The sequence below is a fragment of the Streptomyces sp. TAA040 genome (genome assembly GCF_000424845.1).
The window spans coordinates 1-18,392 of record NZ_AUKR01000008.1; the positions used below are offsets into that span (position 1 = coordinate 1).

Consider the following 18,392-nt stretch of genomic DNA (forward strand, 5'->3'; position numbering starts at 1 on the left):
TGCTGGACCGCGAGCCCGACCTGGCGGCCGAGAGGCCCGGCCTGCTGCTGATCGCCGACAAGGGCTTCGCCTCCAAGGAGTTCGAGGCCGATCTGGCCTTCCAGGGCGCGGAGTTGCTCCGTCCGTCGTTCAAGCGGGAGAAGCGTCGCAAGGGCGAGTCGCTGCTGAAGTCGGTGCGGCAGCTGATCGAGTCGGTCAACGACACGTTGAAGGGCCAGCTCGACCTGGAACAGCACGGCGGCCGGACCTTCGAGGGCGTCGCCGTCCGCATCGCCCAGCGCATCCTCGCGATGACCTCGGCCATCTGGCACAACCACAAGACCGGCGCACCGGTCCTGCGGTCGCTGACCGCATTCGATCACTGAACACATCGGAACTACTCGTCCAGACGCTCACGGAGCACCGACCGCTCCCGACCCCGCGCGGGGCGGCCGTCCCGGCCGCCCCGCGCGGGGTCGGTCAGAGGTGGAGGGCGGCGGTGACGCACATGCCGCCGAGGGCCACGCACCACACATAGGGCAGCGTCCTGACCATCACCTGCTGCGGCGAGACGCCCGCGTACTGGGCGCTCCAGACCGTCTGAGTGCTGGTCGGATCGGACACGCCGAACACCTGGTTGTAGGAGGCGGTCAGGCCCAGGACGGCGACCGCCGGGTAGATGCCCGCCGCGATCAGCACCCCGGCGATGCCCGCGCCGAGCCCGTAGACGTTCAGCGGGCCCCGGTAGAGGCAGAGCGGCACCATCAGGGTGAACAGCAGCACGAACACCACCGGGTTCTGCGGGGTGACCGCCTCCACCAGCGGCTCCAGCGCGTCCACCGCGCCGGGCAGCCGGACGGCCGCCAGCAGCACGCCGATCGCGATGAACAGCACCATCGGGGCCGCGGCCACCTCGAAGCCGGCGTAGAGGGTGCGTAGCATCCGCTTGCTCATCCCGCCCGGTCGGGTGGTGGTGAACAGCGCGTAGAGCACACCGGCCAGCAGCGAGGGGATGATGGCCAGTTCGAAGCCGAGGGCCAGTACCAGCGGCACCACCGGGGTGAGCAGCGCGTACCAGGGAGCGTCCCCGAGCTGACGGCCCCGGCTCGGACGCGCCCCGCGGGCCGGCACCGACTTGAGCGACCAGGCGTGCTCGACTCCGCGCCGGCGGGACTCGACGAGCACGAAGAGCACGGCGAAGAACAGCGCGAACGGGAACAACTTGAGCATGAATCCGCGGACCGTGGGGATGGGCAGTTCCAGCGCGGTGGAGAAGAACTGCCAGATCGGCAGCTCGAAGGGCATGCCCGCGGCGATGCCCATCAGGATGGTGCCGGCCGCGGTGACCTTGGGGATGCCGACGGCGATCATCGCGGGGATGCCGATGATGCCGGCGAGCATCGCGGCGGGGGCCGAACCCGTGACGGTGCCGACCAGGGTGGAGACCGCGAGGACGCCGAGCGCCACCACGGTCGGCCGGTCGCCGCCGAACTCGACGATCTTGCGCACCAGCGTGCTGGCGATGCCCGTCTCGTCGAGCAGTTTGCCCAGCCAGGAGCCGAGCAGGATGGCGATCATGGTGGACGCCAGCATCGGCGCGCCCTCTTGCAGGACGGTGTCCAGGACGCTGTTCTCGCCGGTCGCCGGGGAGCCGACGACCACGGCGATCGCCAGGCCGAGCAGGACCAGCGCGAAGGCGGTGGGCAGCTTGCGGGTCAGCATCAGACCGACCCCGGCCAGCATGATCAGGAGAATGACGATTCCCATGGCGGGCCTCAGTTCTTTTCGGGGTGGGGTCGGAGGGCTTCGGCGAGCGCGGCGGTGAGCAGCAGCGGGGTGCGTCCCAGACCGCGCAGCGCTCCGGCGTAGCCGTGCGCGGCGAGTTCCTCCGCGCCGGCGACGTGCCCGCGCACCCGCCACCGGCCGGCGCGCAGCACGGTGTGGTCCAGCGCGTGCCGGAGGGCGGTGCGCTCGGGGCCCCGGTGGAGCCGGCAGTGCAGCACCTCGTGGTCGAGTGCGGCCCTGCGCACCGAACCGGCCGGGTACCAGTGCCGCCAGCCGAGCTCGTCGATCAGCCGCTCGGCGTAGGCGACGGTGTCGGTGTAGAGCTCCACGGTCGCGGGACGCGACGTGTAGCGGGCCATCAGGAGCCGCTTAGGATCCAGGCCGCCCGTTCTCTCCACCACGCGGGGCGGTTCGGGCGGGCCCAGGGGCTCGGCGGCCATGGCGGCCCCGAACTCGGTGGCGGTGCGGGCCCACCGGTGCAGCAGCGCGGAGTCGCGGTTCTCGTGGGTGGGGGTCGCCGCGAGCAGGCGGACGCCGAACTCGGTGTCGTCCAGCTCCGCGAGCCGGGCGCTGCGGGCGAGGTGGTCGGTCTTCACGCGCGCACCTCCAGTACCGCCACGACGGCTTCCTCCGGGGGCCGCGAGCGCAGCTCGCTGCGGGCGAGGGCCAGCAGCGCGGAGGCGTCCAGCACGCCGGAGAAGTCGGCGATCCGGGAGCCGAACACCAGCCGGACCGCGGGCGCCCGTACCCCTCCGTCGCCGTAGGAGGTGGCCTCCTTCACCTTCCGGGCCAGCACCTCGGAGGCCTCGCCGACGGTCGTGGCGTGCACCTGTGCGTCGGGGGAGTGCACCCGGACGACACCGTCCGCGTCCACCACCCGTACCGGGTGGCGGGTGCGGCGCAGCCTGCGGTGCACCTCCGTGCCGTAGACGGTGTGCGCCGGGGTGGCCGCCAGCTCCCGCACCTCGCCGGGGTCCACTTTGAGACTGGCCGCCGCAGCGGCCAGCCGCTCGGCGGCCTCGCTGCGGTGGGCACGGTCCTGCGTGCGCAGTTCGCTGGCGCCGGTGGCGATCGCCCGCACCGTGCTGGTCTGCGGATCGACGGTCACCTCGACCTCGACGCCGCCGGGTGCCGCGCCCTGGGCGATGACGGCCTGCTCGGCCTCGTTGCGCACCGCCATGATCTGCTCCTGGGTCGCCCCGGGGATGATGCGCTCGATCTGCTCCCTGATCAGCGCGAGTGCCACCCCGATCGGGCTGATCACCTCGCTGTGGCGGGCGATACTGCCGCTGAAGCCGGTCGTCGCGGCCAGATGCGGGGTCACGGAGGCCGCGCCGCCGCCTCCGCCGACCAGGACGACGGAGTCCTTGTCGAGCCGGTAGTCGTGGATCATCTCGGTGACGACCTTCTCCACCTGCTCGCTGCCGGCGTCCAGCACCCGGGTGGCGGCGGTGGCGGTGTCGCAGCCCATCGCGGCGGCCAGCGGGGCCAGCGCCGCGGCGGCGACCGCAGGATCCGCGCGGGCGAAGTCGCCCTCGGGCACCCGGCCGAGTGCGTTGGCCGCACAGGTCATGGTGAGCGCGAAACGTCCGCCCGCGGCGTCCAGCACCGCGTAGTCCTCCGGGTCGTCGGCCATCGGGCGGATCGTCACCAGTTCGGCTCCGGCGAGGTCCTCCGGAGCGGCGAAGCAGGCGTAGGGCAGGCCCGCGATGTGGGCGCTGCGCGGACCGACTGTCGAGACCCCCGCCCCCCTGCCCGTCACCCGGACCATGGAGCCGCCGCCGACGCCGACGGTCCGGACATCCAGCGCGGACAGGTAGGAGGACTTGCCGAGGATGGTGGCGTGCCGGACAGCGACCTTCCCCCGATGGATCACACTGATGTCGGTGGAGGTGCCGCCCGTCTCCAGGAACACCCCCTCGCTGACGCGCTCCTGCATCAGCGCGCCCGCCACTCCGGCGGCGGGGCCGGAGAGCACGGTCAGCAGCGGGCGCCGCCGCATCTCGTCCAGGGACATCACGCCGCCGTCGCAGCGCATGACCATCAGGGGCGCGGAGATGCCGCCCTTGGTGATCGCCGCGTCGACGACGTCGGCGGTGGCGAGCATGCGGGGCAGGATGGCCGCGTTGACCACCGCGGTGCGGGTGCGCTTGTGCAGGCCGTACAGCGAGGTGATCTCGTGGGCCGCGGTCATCGGCAGTCCGAGCCCGGCGGCGGCCCCCAGGACGGCGTTCTCGCCCTCGGGGACGTCGACGCCGAAGGGCTCGGTGGCGACCAGGGCCTCCGCGCCGGCGTTGCGGACCTGCTCGGCGGCGGACCGCGCGGCGGCGCCCCCGTCCGGCCCGGTGGGGTCGTCGACGTGCGCGTAGGTCAGCGGCAGTTTCTTGCCCGGCGTCAGGTCCAGCTTCCCGAACCGGGCGAGCCGGCGGGTCAGGAAGGCGGCCGGGCCGGTTCCGATGCCGATCAGTCCGACGGTGGCCACGTCGCCCTCCAGCAGGGCGTTGGTAGCCTGAGTCGTACCGTGTGCCAGGAAGGTGACGTCGTCGGGTTCGGCGCCGACCTCGGCCAGCAGTCGCTCGAGCGCCGCCACGATGCCGTGCGCGACGCCGTCCTCGTGGTGGTGGCTGGTGGGCACCTTGACCTGGCCGACCAGGTCGAGGGTCGTGGCGTCGACGGCCACGGCGTCGGTGAAGGTTCCGCCCACGTCGATGCCGACGCGGACGCTGCGGGTGTTCATGAGCAGGGCACCTCTCTGTGTCGTGTCATGAGGGCCGGCGGGGCGGTGGGCGGGCGGGGTGGGTGGAGCCACCCCGCCCGCCGTCCCGGCCGGCGGAGCTGATCAGTAACCGCGGATGTCCGGCCAGTGGCGCTGCACCCCCTGCTGATCCAGGCCGCGGGCGAACTCCGCGAAGCGCTTGTCCTCGGCCTGCACGGCGTGCGGCTCCACTCCCTCGTCCAGGCAGTGCGCCGCCAGCGCGCCGGCGACCTCGCCGATGTTCCACTCCACCGGGTGCAGCCGGAAGCAGCCGTTGGTGATGTGGGTGGTGCCGACGTTCTTCCCGGCCGGCAGCAGGTTGCGGACCCGGACCGGGATCAGGGCGCCCAGCGGGATCTCGAAGGGCACCGAGCCGATGTCGACGTAGTTGTCCCCGCCGGTGGACGGGTGGAGGTCGATGCGGTAGCTGCCGACGCCCACGGCGTCCCGGTGCCGGGTGCCGCCGTACGGGCCGACCAGCTCCACCGAGACGTCACGCTCGGTCACCGTGGTGACCGCCTTGATCCGGCGCGACTCGCGGATGTAGGCGGCCTTGGCAAGGCCGTCGGCCGTACCGGTGACGTCCGGCCTGATGCGCAGCCCGGGGAATCCGGTGCCGCCGTCGGCGCGCGGTGCCTCCGTCTGGAGCCAGTGGAGCAGCGAGAGGGAGAGCTGGCGCGCCTCCCGGTAGGCGTCCGCGGTGGTCTGCTCGTCCGCTCCGACGACCGGCTTCAGCCAGTAGTCGTTGAGCGGCCAGTTGACCAGCGTGATGTCGGACGGGAAGGCGCCGTCGCGGTGCAGCTTGCGGGCGAGCACCCGGCGAAAGCCCCAGAGTTCCTTGTCACCGGCGTCCGCGCTCTGGTCGGCGGAGATCTCCAGCGGGTCCACCTCCGGGTTGGGCTCGAAGGTCCGGGGCACCGACTCCAGCGACCGGGGGTCGGGGGCGAGGAAGCCCAGCAGCGGGCCGGGCCAGAAGTCCGGCCGGTAGGAGCGCCAGAAGTCGTAGTCGGCCGGGCGCTCGACGGTGTGGTCCTCGCCCTCGTGGTGCGAGAGCGCGAAGCACACCGTGATGCCCTGCTGGTTGAGCGGCTGGGCCTCCTCGGGCGCATGCGGTTCGTCGTGCTCGCCGCGCGCCTCCGCTCCGATCACGTGCTCCACGTCGGCCAGTTCCAGCAGCTCACCGGTCTCGGTGGCGTCCAGGACGAAGGCCGCGGAGACGGTGACCCGCTCCCCCGCGGCGTCCTGGAAGGTGACGGAGCGGATGACATCGTTGTCCATCTCGGCCGCCACCGGTCGGTGCTCCAGCAGCAGGGTGAGCAGCCCGGCGGACCGGTAGGGCGCGAGCATCGACTCCAGCACCGACAGCGCCACCCGGGGCTCGTGGCAGAGCTTGCTGACCCGCCCGGCGCCGGGGTTGAGCTCGGGCAGAGCGGCCGCCTCGGAGCGCAGGGGGTACCAGGTCCGGTAGTGCTCCCTGATCCCCTCGCGCATCCTGCGGTACTCGGCGGTGGTGCCGAACTGCTCCACCCAGGGGTGCTCGTCCGGCGGCACCGCCTGCGAGGTGAGCTGACCGCCGACCCAGTCGGTCTCCTCGGTCATGACCACGGTCCGCCCGGCCCGGCAGGCGGCGATGGCGGCGGCCACACCGCCCAGACCGCCGCCCGCGATCAGGACGTCGGTCCCGGTTCCGGATGTCGAACTCGGCATACGATGCTTCTCCTTGAACGTGCTTTCCGTGGTGCGGCCGTGTCGCGCGAGTGCGGGGCAGGGCCTCAACCGGTGCCCGGGGCCGGGCCCGCGGTGCCTCCCGTCCGGAAGGCGCAGCGGACCAGGGGTTCGGGGGCCGGACCGCCGTCGAGCAGCGACAGCAGCAGTCGCACCGCTGCCGCTCCCATCTCGGTGCGGGGAATGTCGAATCCGGTCGGCGCGGGCTCGCCGGCCAGGTCGGTGAGGTCCGCCGGGGGCGAGCCGAGGAGCGCCAGCGACAGGTCCTGCGGGGCGTGCAGGCCCGACGCCCGCACCGCCGCGCGCAGGGCGCGCCAGACGGCGCCGGTGTCGGTCTCCTCGGCGACGAACGCGGTGACGCCGTCCGCCAGCCATCCGCGCAGCCGCTCCGCGGTGATCTCCGCAGCCGGGTCGGCCGTGCGGACGACGCTCCCGGGGCCGGCCGGCAGCCCCGACTCGGCCAGGCCCGCCAGGAAACCGGCCTGCCGGTCCGCGGAGGCCGGCGCGTCGTCGTCCTCGCGGATCAGCACCGCCCGGCGGTGGCGCAGACCGGCCAACCCGCGCACGACCCCGGCGGTGGCGGTGACGTAGTCGGCGCCCACCCAGGCCAGTCCGGAGAGTTCGTCGCGGCGGCCGAGGTGGACCGCCGGGTAGCCGTCGTCCAGCAGCTTGCGGAGCTGCTCGGCGGGGATGTGGCGGCCCAGGAAGAGGCAGCCGTCCGCCAGCCGGACCCGGCCCAGCGCCTCCGGACCCCCGGCCCCGGCGCCGTCGGAGCTCGACCCGGTGAAGAGGACGAGGTCGTAGCCCTGGGCGGCGGCCTCCTGCTCCACCCCGGCGAGGAACGGGTAGTACGAGTGGTGGACGGCGGTGGGGAAGGTCGCGGTGAAGCTGAAGACGCCCAGCAGGTTGTTCCGGGAGGCTGCGAGCCGGGTGGCTACCGGGTCGGGGACGTAACCCAGACTGCGGGCCGCTTCCAGCACCCGCCGCCGGGTGGCCTCCTGGATGACGATGCCCTGCTTGTTCCCGCCCAGGACCAGCGACACGGTGGTCTGCGAGACCCCGGCGGTCCGCGCCACGTCGGCCTGCCGCGGGCGACCCCGCCGCACGGGCCGCGCATCGGCACTGCTGTCCACGTCGACTCCCCACTAATGCGCATTAGCTGGGCCGTGTGAGAACCCGGTGCTGAACTAATGCGGATTAGGGAGCACTCTCGACCCATCGGAGCGCCCGCGTCAAGAGTCCTGCGGCAAAGAGCACCGCACGTCCCCCGCACGGACCCCCCATGGCCGGAGTTCGGGGGGCCACGGGCCGGGCGTTGCGGAACGCGGGACTCCGGCGAAGGGGCCGTCCACGGCAGGCGGGAGGCGGCGGTGCGGAAGGCGGCGGCTCAGCCCGCGGGCGGCGCGTCCGCGGGCAGCAGGTCGGCGGCGCCGAAGGCGACCGAGAAGCGCTCGCACCAGATCACCGCGCTGCGCAACCCGACCGGGTCCGTGCCGGCCGGCACCGCGTAGTTCTGGTTCCCGAGGTTGCCCTTGAGAGCGCCCAGATCCACCGCGCCCTCCCCCACCGCGTCGCGCACCTCGTCGGCCGGCAGGCGGGAGAGGAGTACCCGCACGTCCGGCCCCTCCGAGGTGGCCAGGTCCTCCAAGCGCAGTACCTGCTCGCCGTCGGGCAGCCGCACGGTCCGGGCCGTCCCCTCCGTGGCGTGCTCGTGCGAGACGAACGTGCCGCGGCTCAGCTCGACCGGTTCTGTCGGCGCCCCGGCCTCCGCCGGCTCCCCGTCCGCGGCACCGTTCGCGCCTCCGTCCCGTCCATCGGAGTCCTCACCCCCTCCGCCTGGGTCGGCGGAGGGCTGTGCTCCGGCGACGGGCAGCGCCTCGTCCACTGTCGTGTCGGTGAAGGCCTTCCAGGGCTGGAAGAGGGCGAGGGCAACGGCCAGGGCCAGGGCGGCGAGACCCGCCCCGGTGGCCAGGGCCGTGCGGCGGGTACGGGTACGGGTTCCGGTCATGCCGGCAGTCAACCGGTGCTCCGCGCCCGGTGGTGCGCTCCCGCCGGATCCGTAAGACTTCGGTCACCTCCGCCGCCGGCGCCCGCTTCGCCGGTGCACGGGCCGCGCCCCCGTCCGCCCCGCCAGATCCGGTCTGGCACCCGCGAACCGTGATCTGGCGCCCGATGAGAAACGGGCGCCGTGGGAGTCGGAGCCGCACGAGGGAGTCGAGGAGCACGATCACCGCCGGAGGCCCCCGCTCCCCTCCGCCCCGCGCCTGCCCACCCACCCCGACTCGGCCCACGAGAAGAGAGAAAGCAGATGACGGACATCAGAGGCCGGTCCCGCTCCGGCCCGGCCATCGAGGCCTCCGGCCTGGTCAAGACCTTCGGCACGAACCGGGCGGTGGACGGTCTCGACCTCACCGTCCCCGCCGGCACGGTCTACGGAGTGCTCGGCCCCAACGGCGCGGGCAAGACCACCACGGTGCGGATGCTCGCGACGCTGCTGCGCCCGGACGGCGGGGAGGTCCGGGTCTTCGGGCACGACGTCCACCGGGAGGCGGACACCGTCCGCGGGCTGGTCAGCCTCACCGGCCAGTACGCCTCGGTGGACGAGGACCTGACCGGGACGGAGAACCTCGTCCTGCTCGCCCGGCTGCTGGGCCACCGCAAAGCTGCCGCCCGCAGCCGGGCCGGGGAACTGCTGGAGGCGTTCGGGCTCGCCGACGCGGCCGGCCGGCAGGTGAAGACCTACTCCGGAGGCATGCGGCGCCGGATCGACATCGCCGCCAGCATCCTGAACACCCCCGAGCTGCTCTTCCTCGACGAACCGACCACCGGACTGGACCCGCGCAGCCGCAACCAGGTCTGGGACATCGTGCGGGCGGTCGTCGCCCAGGGCACCACCGTGCTGCTCACCACGCAGTACCTCGACGAGGCCGACCAACTCGCCTCGCGCGTCGCGGTCATCGACAAGGGCCGGGTCATCGCCGAGGGGACCAAGGGCGAGTTGAAGTCCTCCGTCGGCGCCGGATCGGTCCACCTGCGGCTGCGGGACGCCGCCCAACGGCCGGATGCGGAGCGCGTGCTGACCCGCGCCCTGGACGCCCAGGTGGTACTGGAGTCCGACCCGGTGGCCCTGACGGCACGGGTCGGCGGCGAGGCAGGCGGACATGGCGCCGCCGAGCGGGCCGCCCGCGCACTCGCCGAGCTCGCCACCGCCGGGGTGCTGGTGGACGACTTCGCCCTGGGGCAGCCCAGCCTGGACGAGGTGTTCCTGGCCCTCACCGACCGTCCGGGGGACGCCACGCGGCAGTCCTCCGCAGCCCAGAGGAAGGAAGTCGCATGAGTGCCACCACCACACCCGGCACGTCCCGGTCCGAGGAGCTGGCCCCCGTCAGCAGGGAGAGCCTGGCCGCGGTGCTGGCCACCGAGCAGAAGCCGCCCAGGCCCTCGGCCCTGTCGGCCTCGGTCACCTTCGGCTGGCGGTCGATGCTGAAGGTCAAGCACGTGCCGGAGCAGCTCTTCGACGTCACCGTCTTCCCGATCATGATGGTGCTGATGTTCACCTACCTGTTCGGGGGTGCACTGGTCGGCTCGACCACGGAGTACCTGCAACTGCTGCTGCCCGGCATCCTGGTGATGAGCATCGTGATGACCACCATGTACACCGGGGTCGCGGTCAACACCGACATCGGCAAGGGGGTGTTCGACCGGTTCCGGACCCTGCCGATCTGGCGCCCCGCGGTGATGGTGGGCTACCTGCTCGGCGACATGCTGCGCTACGTCCTCGCCTCGGCGGTGATGCTGGCCGTCGGGCTGGTCCTCGGTTTCCGCCCGGGCGGCGGGCCCGTGGGTGTCCTCGCCGGCGTCGGGCTGCTGCTGGTCTTCGCCTTCTGCTTCTCGTGGATCTGGACCATGTTCGGCCTGCTCCTCCGCAGCGAGAAGTCGGTGATGGGCGTGAGCATGATGGTGATCTTCCCCCTGACCTTCCTCAGCAACATCTTCGTCGATCCCGGCACCATGCCCGAGTGGCTCCAGGTGTTCGTCAACAACAGCCCGATCACCCACCTGACCGGCGGGGTCCGCGGCCTCATGGAGGGGTCCGCGGCCTCCGCCGACATCGCGTGGGCGCTGGGCTGGAGCGCCGTGCTCGTCACGGTGTTCGGCACGGTCACGATGCGGCTCTACAACCGCAGGTGACACCCGGGCCGGCCCGTCGCCCGTACGAGGGGGCGCGCGGCGGGTCAGGCCAGCAGGGCGGCGATCGTCACGAGCGCGGGCACGGAGAGGAGGGTGGAGACGAAGATGGTGTCCCGGGCGAGGGTGACCCCCACCCCGTAGCGGCTCGCGATGACGAAGACGTTCTGCGCGGTGGGCAGGGCCGCGATGACGGTCACCGCCAGCACCCCCTCCTCGTCCAGACCCAGCGCGTAGCGGGCCAGCAGGAAGGCGACCAGCGGGTGCACCACGTTCTTCAGCAGCACGATGAACCCCACCTGGAGCGGCGGCTCGGCCCTGCCGGGCAGCGGGCCGAGCCGCAGCGAGATCCCGTACGCGATCAGCATCGCCGGGATGGCCATACCGCCGACAAGCTCCAGCGGGTCGTGCAGCGCGACGGGAAGCCGGATGTCGAGGACGGAGAGCGCGACACCGGCGAGCGAACCGAGGAGCAGCGGATTGACGAGCGGGCGCAGCAGCATCCGCCGCAGCGGGACCTCCCGCTCGCTGGTGGTGACGTCCAGCACGGCCAGCCCCAGCGGTTGCAGCAGCAGGAGCTGCACCAGCAGCATCGGTGCGACCAGCGAAGCGTCACCCAGGACGTAACCGGCGATCGGCAGTCCGAGGTTCCCGGCGTTGACGTAGGCGGAGGAGAAGGTTCCGATCACGGTGTCGGCCGCGGTGCGGTGCCAGACGAAGCGGGCCACCGCCACGTGGAGGACGGCCGCCGCCAGGACGCCGCCGAGCGAGGCGGGCAGGTTGGCGGAGAAGACCGCCGACACGTCGGTCTCGCTGAGCACCGTGGCGAGCAGCGCGGGGCTGGCCACGTAAAACGCGAGCCGGGACAGCACCTGCTGCGCGGCGGTGTCCAGAAGCCGCAGATGGGCGAGGAGTATCCCCAGACCGACGATCGCGCCGATGGTGGCGAACCCGGTCAGGACCCCGTTCACCCGGCCCCTTTCCACCCGCACACGAGAGCGACGATCCCCGCCAGACTCCCATGCCGGTGTAGCGGCCACCGGCCCGGGGCGGACCGGCGGCGGCCGAGGCACCGGCGGTGCCTCGGCCGCCGCCCGACCACCCCGCCCTTCCGCCACCCGCCGGCAGTACGGTGTCCCCCATGCGCCCCGACACGCCCGCCGAAGACGTCGACCACACCGCCGAAGCGGCACGCCTGGAGCGGACCGCCGGCCTCTACCCCGAGGACGCCGAAGCCCTGCTGCTGCGGGCCGCCGCCCACCACGAGCTCTCCGGTGACCGCCCCACGGCGACCGCTCTCTACGACCGGTTGCTGGCCGCCGGCACCGGACCGGAGAACCCGTCGCTCGTCCGCGCCCTGAAGGCCGCGAACCTCTGGGAGTACGGCCACGAGGCGGAGGCCCGGGCCGTCATCGACGGAGTCCGGACCACCGCCCCGCGCGACCCGGCCCCCTGGGTGGTCGTCGCGGAGTCGCTGGAGGCCCACGATGAGCTGGAGCAGGCGCACGAGACGTTCACCGAGGCGGTGCGCCTGCTGCTCGCCGACGTGCCGGAGCCGCCGCTCGACACCCACCCGCTGCTCTTCGGCCGCCACCGGGTGCGCAGGATGCTCGGGGCGGCCCACGACGCGTGGGACGCGCTGGCGGACTCCGTCCACACGCTGTCGATCAGCCTGGACGAGCTCCACGACCCGAAGCGCGTCTGGGCCCTGGGCTCGGAAAACCCGGCGGAGCTGGAAGCGGAGATCGCCCGTCTCCGTGCGGAACTCGGCGCATACCGGACGACCCTCTCGCGGCCGTTCCCGGTAGCGGTCCTGCACTGGCCGGCCGGGGAACTCGCCGAGCTCCTGGCGGCATACCCCTCCCTCGCCGCCGAGTACCCGTCCCACGAGGAGCACCTGGCCTCGACGGAGGCCGCCCTGCGCGAGCTGGCCGCCTCGGGCGCCCCTCACCTCGGCCTCGTCACCGGCACCGTCCCCTCCTACGAGGCCTTCGCCGCCTCCGAGGACACGTCCCCGCAGGACACCGGCCTCCTCCCCCAGTACGCCACCACCCTGGCTGCCCGCGGCCGGGCCCTTCCCTGGCCCCCGCAGCGCTCGGCCGCCTGCTGGTGCGGCTCCAACCGCACGTACGGCATGTGCCACGGCAGGACGGCCTGACCGGCCGCCCCGTCCCCGTGGCGTGGCGTGGCGTGACGGCCGGGCCCCTACCGGTGCAGCTGCCACGGGACGGGGTGCTCCGGCTCGTAGGAGCAGGTACTGCCGGTGGACACGGCTGCCCGCAGGTGGGCGGCGAGCGCCGGATGCTGGGTGTCGAGCTTGCGCAGGGTGTCCCGGATCCGCCCGGTGACGGCCTTGCGGGCCCTTTCGGCCTCGTCGCCCAGGCGCCGGGTGCGGCCGGCGAGCCCGGCCGCCGCGCGCAGCTCGTCCAGCAGCGCCTGGCGCTCCCGGTCGAACGCGGCAGCCCGGTCGTCCTCCTCCAGACCGACCGCCCGGTCGATCTCCTCATCGAGGCGGCGCAACCGCTCCCGGTAGCGGGCCTTCGCCTCCTCGTCGAGCACCGGGTCGCCGCCCATGCCCCGGGCGGCGGCGACCGCCTCGCCGCCCTCCGGCGCGAGCAGCCGCACGGCGGGTATCCCGGTCCCCGGGCGGCCGAGCAGCCGGTGGAGGTCGCGCAGCCCCTTGGCGTCCGGCAGCCGGGCGACCCGGTCGCCGTAGCGCAGCGTCCACACCGGCCCCTCCCGGAGGAACTCGCACCTGCCACGCGCGGCGGGCTCCTGCACGGCGCTCAGCTCCGCTGACCGGCGGATGAGGTGCCGCATGTTCAGGGCCTCCGCCTCCCCGGCGACCTCGGTGAGCAGCGCGGCCGCCCGGTCCCCGTCCCCCGGCGCCTTCCGGCCGAGCAGCGCGCGGGCCAGTTCGGTGCGGGCCTCCAGCGCCCAGGGGCGGGCCTGGAGGAGATCGGCCGAGTCCGCGGCCGCCGTCAGCGCCGTGACGGCCGCGTCCCAACGCTCCTGGGCGAGGTCGAGCAGCCCGAGCCAGAGCACCACCGGCCCGCCGACGTCGCAGCCGCAGAGCGAGACGGCCCACTCCCCGGTGTACGGGGCGATCTCGGTCCGGGCCCGCTCGCACAGTTCCCCGTCCCCGGCCGCGGCGGCCGTCCGGGCCAGGAAGCCCAGGCGCAGCGACTCGGCTGTCCGCGGCCAGGGCAGCTCCCCGTCGGACTGCTCGCGGAGGAGGCGTAGCGCCGTGCGGGTCTCCCCGCGCCGCACCGCGGTCAGGCCCTCCAGCAGCGCGAGCCACGGGTGCGCGACGCGGGCGAGCGCCCGGTGCACCTCGTCGAGCTCGTCGAACCGGCCCTGTAGCAGCAGTTGCGACCACCGGAGGTGCTCGCCGAGGAAGGCGTAGTTCGGGTGCTTCTCGAGCTGGTCGGCCGCCTGCGCCCGGTGACGGGCCGCCTCGTCGAACCTCCCCAGCAGCGCGGAGACGATACTGCTGTCCACCGCGGCGGAGAACTCGGACTGCGGCAGGCCCGAGTTCTCCGCCGACTCCAGAAAGGTGCGGTACGCGTCCAGGCAGCGCGGGTCGCCGAGTTCGAGCAGGGTGACCCACCGGAAGGAGGCGGCGAAATCGACGAGGCCGCGGTCCGCGCTGCGGCGGCCCACGTCGATCAACTCGTCCGTCAGGTGGAGGCGTTCGGCGGCCGAGCCGGGCCCCCAGATCGTCTGGTGCTGGGAGAACAGGCTGAAGGCGAGGGCCTCGTCGTCCCGGCTCTGGCGGGCGAGCAGCAGAAAGCGGACCGTCAGCTCCCCGGCCAGCCGGTCGAGTTCCGCCTCCGTCTCCTTGCCGTATGGGGCCGGGCCACCACCCGGCGCGCCAGCCGGGGCAGCAGGCCGACGTGCGTCCGGGACCAGCTCGCGGTGGGCCTCGTGCAGCAGCCGGGATCGCAGCTCCCGCCCCTCGGTCTCCTCCCCGAGGCCGTGCAAAGTGAGCGCGGTGCGGGCCAGCAACTCCGGCTCGCCCGAACGCCGGGCCTGCTCGGCCGCCTCGGCGTAGCCGCGCCACGCCTGCTCCGGCTCCCCGGCGTGGTGGAGGGTGCCGGCCAGTTCCAGGCCCAGCAGCAGCCGGCGGCGGGTGTCCCGCGGCGGGCAGTGGTCCAGCGCCCTGCGGTACTGCGCGGCGGACTCCTCGAACGCCCACCGCCCGGCGGCGTCCTTGGCTGCCTCCTCCAGCAGGTCGGTGGACCGTTCGGCCGGTACCAGGCCGGCGGCAAGCACGGCGTGCCGCCCCAGGTCGGCCGGGACGGTGAGCGCGCCCAGCGCGGGCGTGTCCCCGACGGCCTCGATCACCGCGGCGTGGCGGGCGGGGCGGGCCTCGCCGAGGTCGTCGTAGAGCGTCTCGCGCACCAGGTCGTGCACGAAGCCGAAGCACCCGCCCTCCTGGGGCACGAGCAGCCGGGCGGTGACCGCGTGGCCGAGCAGGCGGTCCGTCTCCGCGGGAGTCTCCGCCAACACCGCGGCGAGCAGCTCCCGGTGAAAGGCCTGCCCGAGCACGGACGCGGTCGAGAGCATCCGCAGCACGGGCTCCGGCAGGAGCGAGAACCTGTGCTGGAGCGCGTCGCGCAGACCCGGCGGGACGAACTCCGCGGAACCGGCGCTGTCGCGGAGCCGGGCGATCTACTCGACGAAGAACGGGTTGCCGCCCGTGCGGTGGTGCACCTCGGAGGCCAGCTCCGGATCGGGCCGCAGGCCCGCGGTGCGGGCCATCAGCGCGCCCGTCGCGGCACGGTCCAGGCCCGTCAGGGCGAGAGTGGTCGCCTTGGCGGTGAGCGGGGTGAGCAGCGGACGCAGCGGGTGGCCCGCCGTGTCGGCCTCGGTGTCGCGGTAGGTGCCGACGAGGAGCAGCCGTTCGAACCAGCTCTGCTGGGCGGCGAACTCCAGCAGGCGGACGGAGGCCGGGTCCGCCCAGTGCAGGTCCTCCAGGACCACCACCACCGGCCGCCCCTGGGCCGCGGAGACCAGCGCCGTCGTCACGGCGTCGTGCAGGCGGAAGACGTCCGTCTCCTCCCGTACGGCCGGGCTCTTGCCCGCTGCTGCACCCTCGCCCAGCAGCGGGGCCAGTGAACCGCCGGAGGCCGACGCGGCCTCGTACCACTCCGGGGCGGGCAGGGCACGCCGCAGTCCCCGTACGACCTGGGTCCACGGCCAGAGGCCGGGCGCTCCGGCGGAGCTCCAGCAGGAGCCGCTGAGCACCAGGCACCCCGACCGCCGGGCGGCGTCGGCCGCGCCGGTGACGAGGGCCGTCTTGCCGATACCGGCCTCCCCGGTGATCAGCACGAGCCCGCCGTGGCTCTCCGCGACCCGGTCAGCTGCGGCACGCAGCACTCCAGCCGGGTGCTCCCGCCCGATCAGTTCACGTCCCACAGCCGCGCCCCGTCTCCCCCGATCACCGCATCCGGCGAGCCCACCGCCGGGCCCCCTGCATCGCACGCGCCCCCGGTTCGTACAGCCATCCTAGGGCTGACCACCGACAGCCAGCCCGGTCCGGGGCCGCCCCGGCCGGGGAGCCGGCGCGGCCGGGCCGTGTGCGGATGCCGGAGGCGGTGGGCCGGGGCACACTGGCGTCATGCCCGAGCTGCCGGAGCTGGAAGCGCTGCGGGCGTTCCTCGTCGAGCGACTGGAGGGACGCCGGATCGGCCGCGTGCTGCCCGTGGCCGTGAACGTGCTCAAGACGTACGACCCGCCGGTCACCGCGCTGGAGGGCAGGACCGTCCGGGAGGCGGGGCGCCGGGGCAAGTACCTCGTGCTGCGCACGGACGGACCGGTGCTGGTCGTGCACCTCGCCCGGGCCGGCTGGTTGCGCTGGTCGGACCGCCCTCCCGCGGCGGCACCGCGGCCCGGTCGCGGCCCACTGGCCCTGCGGGTCGGCCTGGACCCGCCCGAGGACGGCGGGTTCGACCTCACCGAGGCGGGCACGCAGAAGCGGCTCGCGGTGCACGTCCTGCCGTCCGGCGCGGGGCCCGAGTCCCTGCCTGCGCTTGCCGGGCTCGGCCCGGAGCCGCTGGACGGCGGCTTCACCGTCGAGGTGCTCGCGGAGCTGCTGCACGGCCGGCGGCACCGGATCAAGGGGATGCTGCGGGATCAGCGGGTGATCGCGGGCATCGGCAACGCCTACTCCGACGAGATCCTGCACGTGGCCCGGCTCTCGCCGTACCGCCTGGCGTCCGACCTGACCCCGCCGGAGATCGAGACCCTGTACGCGGCACTGCGCGGGACGCTGCTGGAAGCGGTGGAGCGCGCCGCGGGGCTCCCCGCCGCCGGGCTCAAGGCGGAGAAGCGCTCGGGCATGCGGGTGCACGGCAGGGCCGGGCAGCCCTGCCCGGTGTGCGGCGACACCGTGCGCGAGGTCTCCTTCCACGACTCCTCCCTGCAGTACTGCCCCACCTGCCAGACCGGGGGCCGTCCCCTCGCCGACCGGCGGATGTCCCGGCTGCTGAGGTGAGGTGCGCGCGGAACGCGGCGCCGCATACGCTCGGGGCCATGACCCCAGCGCTCATCAAGTCCTCGGCCACGCCCTGCACCGTGGTGGTCTGCCGGGGCTGCTGCTGCGGCGACGCCCGCAAGCACCCGGGCACGGACCACCGGTGGCAGTTGGAGCGGGTCCGCGCCGCCGCGCGGTCGTCCGCCGGGCGGCTGGCCTTCCGGACCACCGACTGCCTCGGACCCTGCGGGCAGGCGAACGTCCTGGTCCTGCGTCCGTCCGCGGCCGGGAGGGCCCGCGGCGGCCGCGCGGCCTGGATCGGCTGGGCGCTGGACGAGGACTGCACCGAGGACGTCCTGCGCTGGGCCGCCGCGGGCGGTCCGGGCGTCGCGGAGCCCCCGGCCGCACTGACCCTCCAGTTCGTCGACCCGCCCCGCCCCGCCCGGCGCGGCCGACGCTAGGCCGTCGTACGGGGGCCGTGGCGGCGCCCCTCCGCGGACCCACCGGAGCGGAGCCGGCCGCTCACCGGCGGTTCGGGACGACCTCCCAGCAGAAGAGCCCGAACCCTTACGCGGTCGTGGAGCGCGGAGGCATCCAGCTCCCCTTCTTCGGGATGAAGCACTACGAACCGGCCGCGTCGTACAGGACGTGCTGCATCCGGACCGACGCCGTCGACAGGCTGCACGAGGCCTTCCGGACCGGACCCAAAGCGGCGTACGGAAGAATCCCGCCCCGGGGGCTCCCACGCCTGCCGGGGGTGAACGGCGCCTCCGCCGCACGCCCCGGGTCAGTCCGCGGCGGCGGTACGCCGCCTGCGGTACGCCACCGCACCGGCGACCGTGGCGAGGACGACGCCCGCGCCGCCCACCAGCATCACGGCGCCCCCGCCCTCCGACGACGAGCTCCCGCCGCTCCCGGTGCTCACCGGACCCACCGGCGTTCCCCGGTCCACCCGGAACGACGCGGTCCACTGCTCGCCCCCGGGGCAGTAGCCGTCCACGCCCCACTCGGACACCTGCGCGGCACCGTGCGGCCCGTCGGGGGCGAAGCGGGCCGGCTCCGCCAGCCGCGCCGTGCCCTCGTAGGCGGGTCCGGCGGCCTCCTGGGCCGCTCCGCCGGAGATCCGGCCGAGGCGGACGCCGCCGCCCCGGAAAGCGCGCGAGTCGGCCCGGATGCTGTCGGCGAGGTCACCGTCGACCGGTTCGCAACTGACCTCGACCCGCAACTCGTCACCGGGCTCCAACCTCTGCGGGGAGACCTCGGCGTCGGACGCGGCGGCGGTTCCGGCCACGAGCAGCAGAAGGCCCGCGGCACCCGCGAGGGAAGCGGGCAGCAGAGGGATACGAGGCAACGTCGCTTCTCCTGTTCCCGGAGCGCGGCGCCGGAGATCCTCTGTGCGACCGACCCACCACGCCCCGTCATCTGCACGGTAGGGGCCGACGGGAGGATGCGCATCCCCCGGGACGCCATCGGTGCCCGTGT

At 74.0% G+C, this 18,392-nt stretch carries 16 protein-coding genes and 1 pseudogene; 7 read left to right on the plus strand and 10 right to left on the minus strand.

The annotated features are described in order from the left end of the window. The coding region (locus H300_RS0108090) for a transposase (RefSeq protein WP_028427028.1) at positions 1–365 on the plus strand (365 nt) is incomplete at its 5' end. A gap of 94 nt (positions 366–459) precedes the next feature. Here the strand turns inward: H300_RS0108090 and H300_RS0108095 are convergent. From H300_RS0108095 to H300_RS0108120, 6 genes are all read right to left on the minus strand, one after another. Continuing rightward, positions 460–1,746, minus strand: coding sequence for a TRAP transporter large permease subunit (locus H300_RS0108095; protein WP_028427029.1), 1,287 nt, complete (start codon positions 1,744–1,746; stop codon positions 460–462). A gap of 8 nt (positions 1,747–1,754) precedes the next feature. Continuing rightward, entirely contained in the window at positions 1,755–2,360 is a 606-nt protein-coding gene (locus H300_RS0108100) for a hypothetical protein (protein ID WP_028427030.1), read from the minus strand. Further along, positions 2,357–4,501: a hydantoinase/oxoprolinase family protein gene (locus H300_RS0108105; protein ID WP_028427031.1), complete on the minus strand. Its 2,145-nt coding sequence runs from the start codon at positions 4,499–4,501 to the stop codon at positions 2,357–2,359. The genes H300_RS0108100 and H300_RS0108105 overlap by 4 nt, the downstream gene beginning before the upstream one ends. A gap of 102 nt (positions 4,502–4,603) precedes the next feature. After that, entirely contained in the window at positions 4,604–6,226 is a 1,623-nt protein-coding gene (locus H300_RS0108110) for an FAD-dependent oxidoreductase (protein ID WP_028427032.1), read from the minus strand. Positions 6,227–6,291: 65 nt separating this feature from the next. Continuing rightward, positions 6,292–7,320, minus strand: coding sequence for a LacI family DNA-binding transcriptional regulator (locus H300_RS0108115; protein ID WP_028427033.1), 1,029 nt, complete (start codon positions 7,318–7,320; stop codon positions 6,292–6,294). A 311-nt stretch (positions 7,321–7,631) separates the two neighbouring features. Beyond that, positions 7,632–8,252: a DM13 domain-containing protein gene (locus tag H300_RS0108120; RefSeq protein WP_051269765.1), complete on the minus strand. Its 621-nt coding sequence runs from the start codon at positions 8,250–8,252 to the stop codon at positions 7,632–7,634. Between the two features lie 300 nt (positions 8,253–8,552). On the opposite strand from H300_RS0108120, the gene H300_RS0108125 reads away from it, so the two are divergent. Beyond that, positions 8,553–9,581 carry an ATP-binding cassette domain-containing protein gene (locus H300_RS0108125; RefSeq protein ID WP_051269767.1) on the plus strand — a complete coding sequence of 343 codons (1,029 nt, stop codon included), beginning with the start codon at positions 8,553–8,555 and terminating at the stop codon, positions 9,579–9,581. After that, the gene (locus tag H300_RS0108130; RefSeq protein ID WP_028427036.1) at positions 9,578–10,435 is read left to right on the plus strand and encodes an ABC transporter permease; all 858 of its coding nucleotides are present in this window, start codon (positions 9,578–9,580) and stop codon (positions 10,433–10,435) included. The genes H300_RS0108125 and H300_RS0108130 overlap by 4 nt, the downstream gene beginning before the upstream one ends. Before the next feature lie 44 nt (positions 10,436–10,479). Here the strand turns inward: H300_RS0108130 and H300_RS0108135 are convergent, their stop codons facing one another. Further along, positions 10,480–11,403 carry an AEC family transporter gene (locus tag H300_RS0108135; protein ID WP_028427037.1) on the minus strand — a complete coding sequence of 308 codons (924 nt, stop codon included), beginning with the start codon at positions 11,401–11,403 and terminating at the stop codon, positions 10,480–10,482. Positions 11,404–11,573: 170 nt separating this feature from the next. On the opposite strand from H300_RS0108135, the gene H300_RS0108140 reads away from it, so the two are divergent. Further along, positions 11,574–12,590, plus strand: coding sequence for an SEC-C domain-containing protein (locus H300_RS0108140; protein ID WP_028427038.1), 1,017 nt, complete (start codon positions 11,574–11,576; stop codon positions 12,588–12,590). Positions 12,591–12,637: 47 nt separating this feature from the next. On the opposite strand, the gene H300_RS25680 is transcribed toward H300_RS0108140, so the two are convergent. After that, positions 12,638–15,001, minus strand: a complete 2,364-nt coding sequence (locus H300_RS25680; RefSeq protein WP_486583653.1) for an ATP-binding protein — start codon at positions 14,999–15,001, stop codon at positions 12,638–12,640. Between the two features lie 105 nt (positions 15,002–15,106). Next, positions 15,107–15,853, minus strand: a complete 747-nt coding sequence (locus H300_RS32270) for an ATP-binding protein (protein ID WP_486583654.1) — start codon at positions 15,851–15,853, stop codon at positions 15,107–15,109. A 202-nt stretch (positions 15,854–16,055) separates the two neighbouring features. Between H300_RS32270 and H300_RS0108150 the strand changes: the two genes are divergently transcribed. The 3 genes and pseudogenes from H300_RS0108150 to H300_RS32275 all read left to right on the plus strand — a co-directional run. Next, entirely contained in the window at positions 16,056–16,931 is an 876-nt protein-coding gene (locus tag H300_RS0108150) for a DNA-formamidopyrimidine glycosylase family protein (RefSeq protein ID WP_028427039.1), read from the plus strand. Between the two features lie 38 nt (positions 16,932–16,969). Next, entirely contained in the window at positions 16,970–17,371 is a 402-nt protein-coding gene (locus H300_RS0108155; RefSeq protein WP_028427040.1) for a hypothetical protein, read from the plus strand. 17 nt (positions 17,372–17,388) lie between these two features. Beyond that, a pseudogene (locus tag H300_RS32275) lies at positions 17,389–17,661 on the plus strand (VOC family protein); the annotation flags it as partial. Between the two features lie 36 nt (positions 17,662–17,697). On the opposite strand, the gene H300_RS25685 reads toward H300_RS32275, so the two are convergent. Beyond that, entirely contained in the window at positions 17,698–18,261 is a 564-nt protein-coding gene (locus H300_RS25685; RefSeq protein ID WP_051269769.1) for a hypothetical protein, read from the minus strand. Positions 18,262–18,392 lie beyond the last annotated feature (131 nt).

Excerpts from the sequence above, each read along its gene's own strand:
- H300_RS25680 (WP_486583653.1), bottom strand. The coding sequence starts at position 15,001 with ATGCTCTCGACCGCGTCCGTGCTCGGGCAGGCCTTTCACCGGGAGCTG.
- H300_RS0108150 (WP_028427039.1), top strand. The coding sequence starts at position 16,056 with ATGCCCGAGCTGCCGGAGCTGGAAGCGCTGCGGGCGTTCCTCGTCGAG.
- H300_RS0108130 (WP_028427036.1), top strand. The coding sequence starts at position 9,578 with ATGAGTGCCACCACCACACCCGGCACGTCCCGGTCCGAGGAGCTGGCC.
- H300_RS0108140 (WP_028427038.1), top strand. The coding sequence starts at position 11,574 with ATGCGCCCCGACACGCCCGCCGAAGACGTCGACCACACCGCCGAAGCG.
- H300_RS0108125 (WP_051269767.1), top strand. The coding sequence starts at position 8,553 with ATGACGGACATCAGAGGCCGGTCCCGCTCCGGCCCGGCCATCGAGGCC.
- H300_RS0108110 (WP_028427032.1), bottom strand. The coding sequence starts at position 6,226 with ATGCCGAGTTCGACATCCGGAACCGGGACCGACGTCCTGATCGCGGGC.
- H300_RS0108105 (WP_028427031.1), bottom strand. The coding sequence starts at position 4,501 with ATGAACACCCGCAGCGTCCGCGTCGGCATCGACGTGGGCGGAACCTTC.
- H300_RS0108095 (WP_028427029.1), bottom strand. The coding sequence starts at position 1,746 with ATGGGAATCGTCATTCTCCTGATCATGCTGGCCGGGGTCGGTCTGATG.
- H300_RS0108155 (WP_028427040.1), top strand. The coding sequence starts at position 16,970 with ATGACCCCAGCGCTCATCAAGTCCTCGGCCACGCCCTGCACCGTGGTG.
- H300_RS0108120 (WP_051269765.1), bottom strand. The coding sequence starts at position 8,252 with ATGACCGGAACCCGTACCCGTACCCGCCGCACGGCCCTGGCCACCGGG.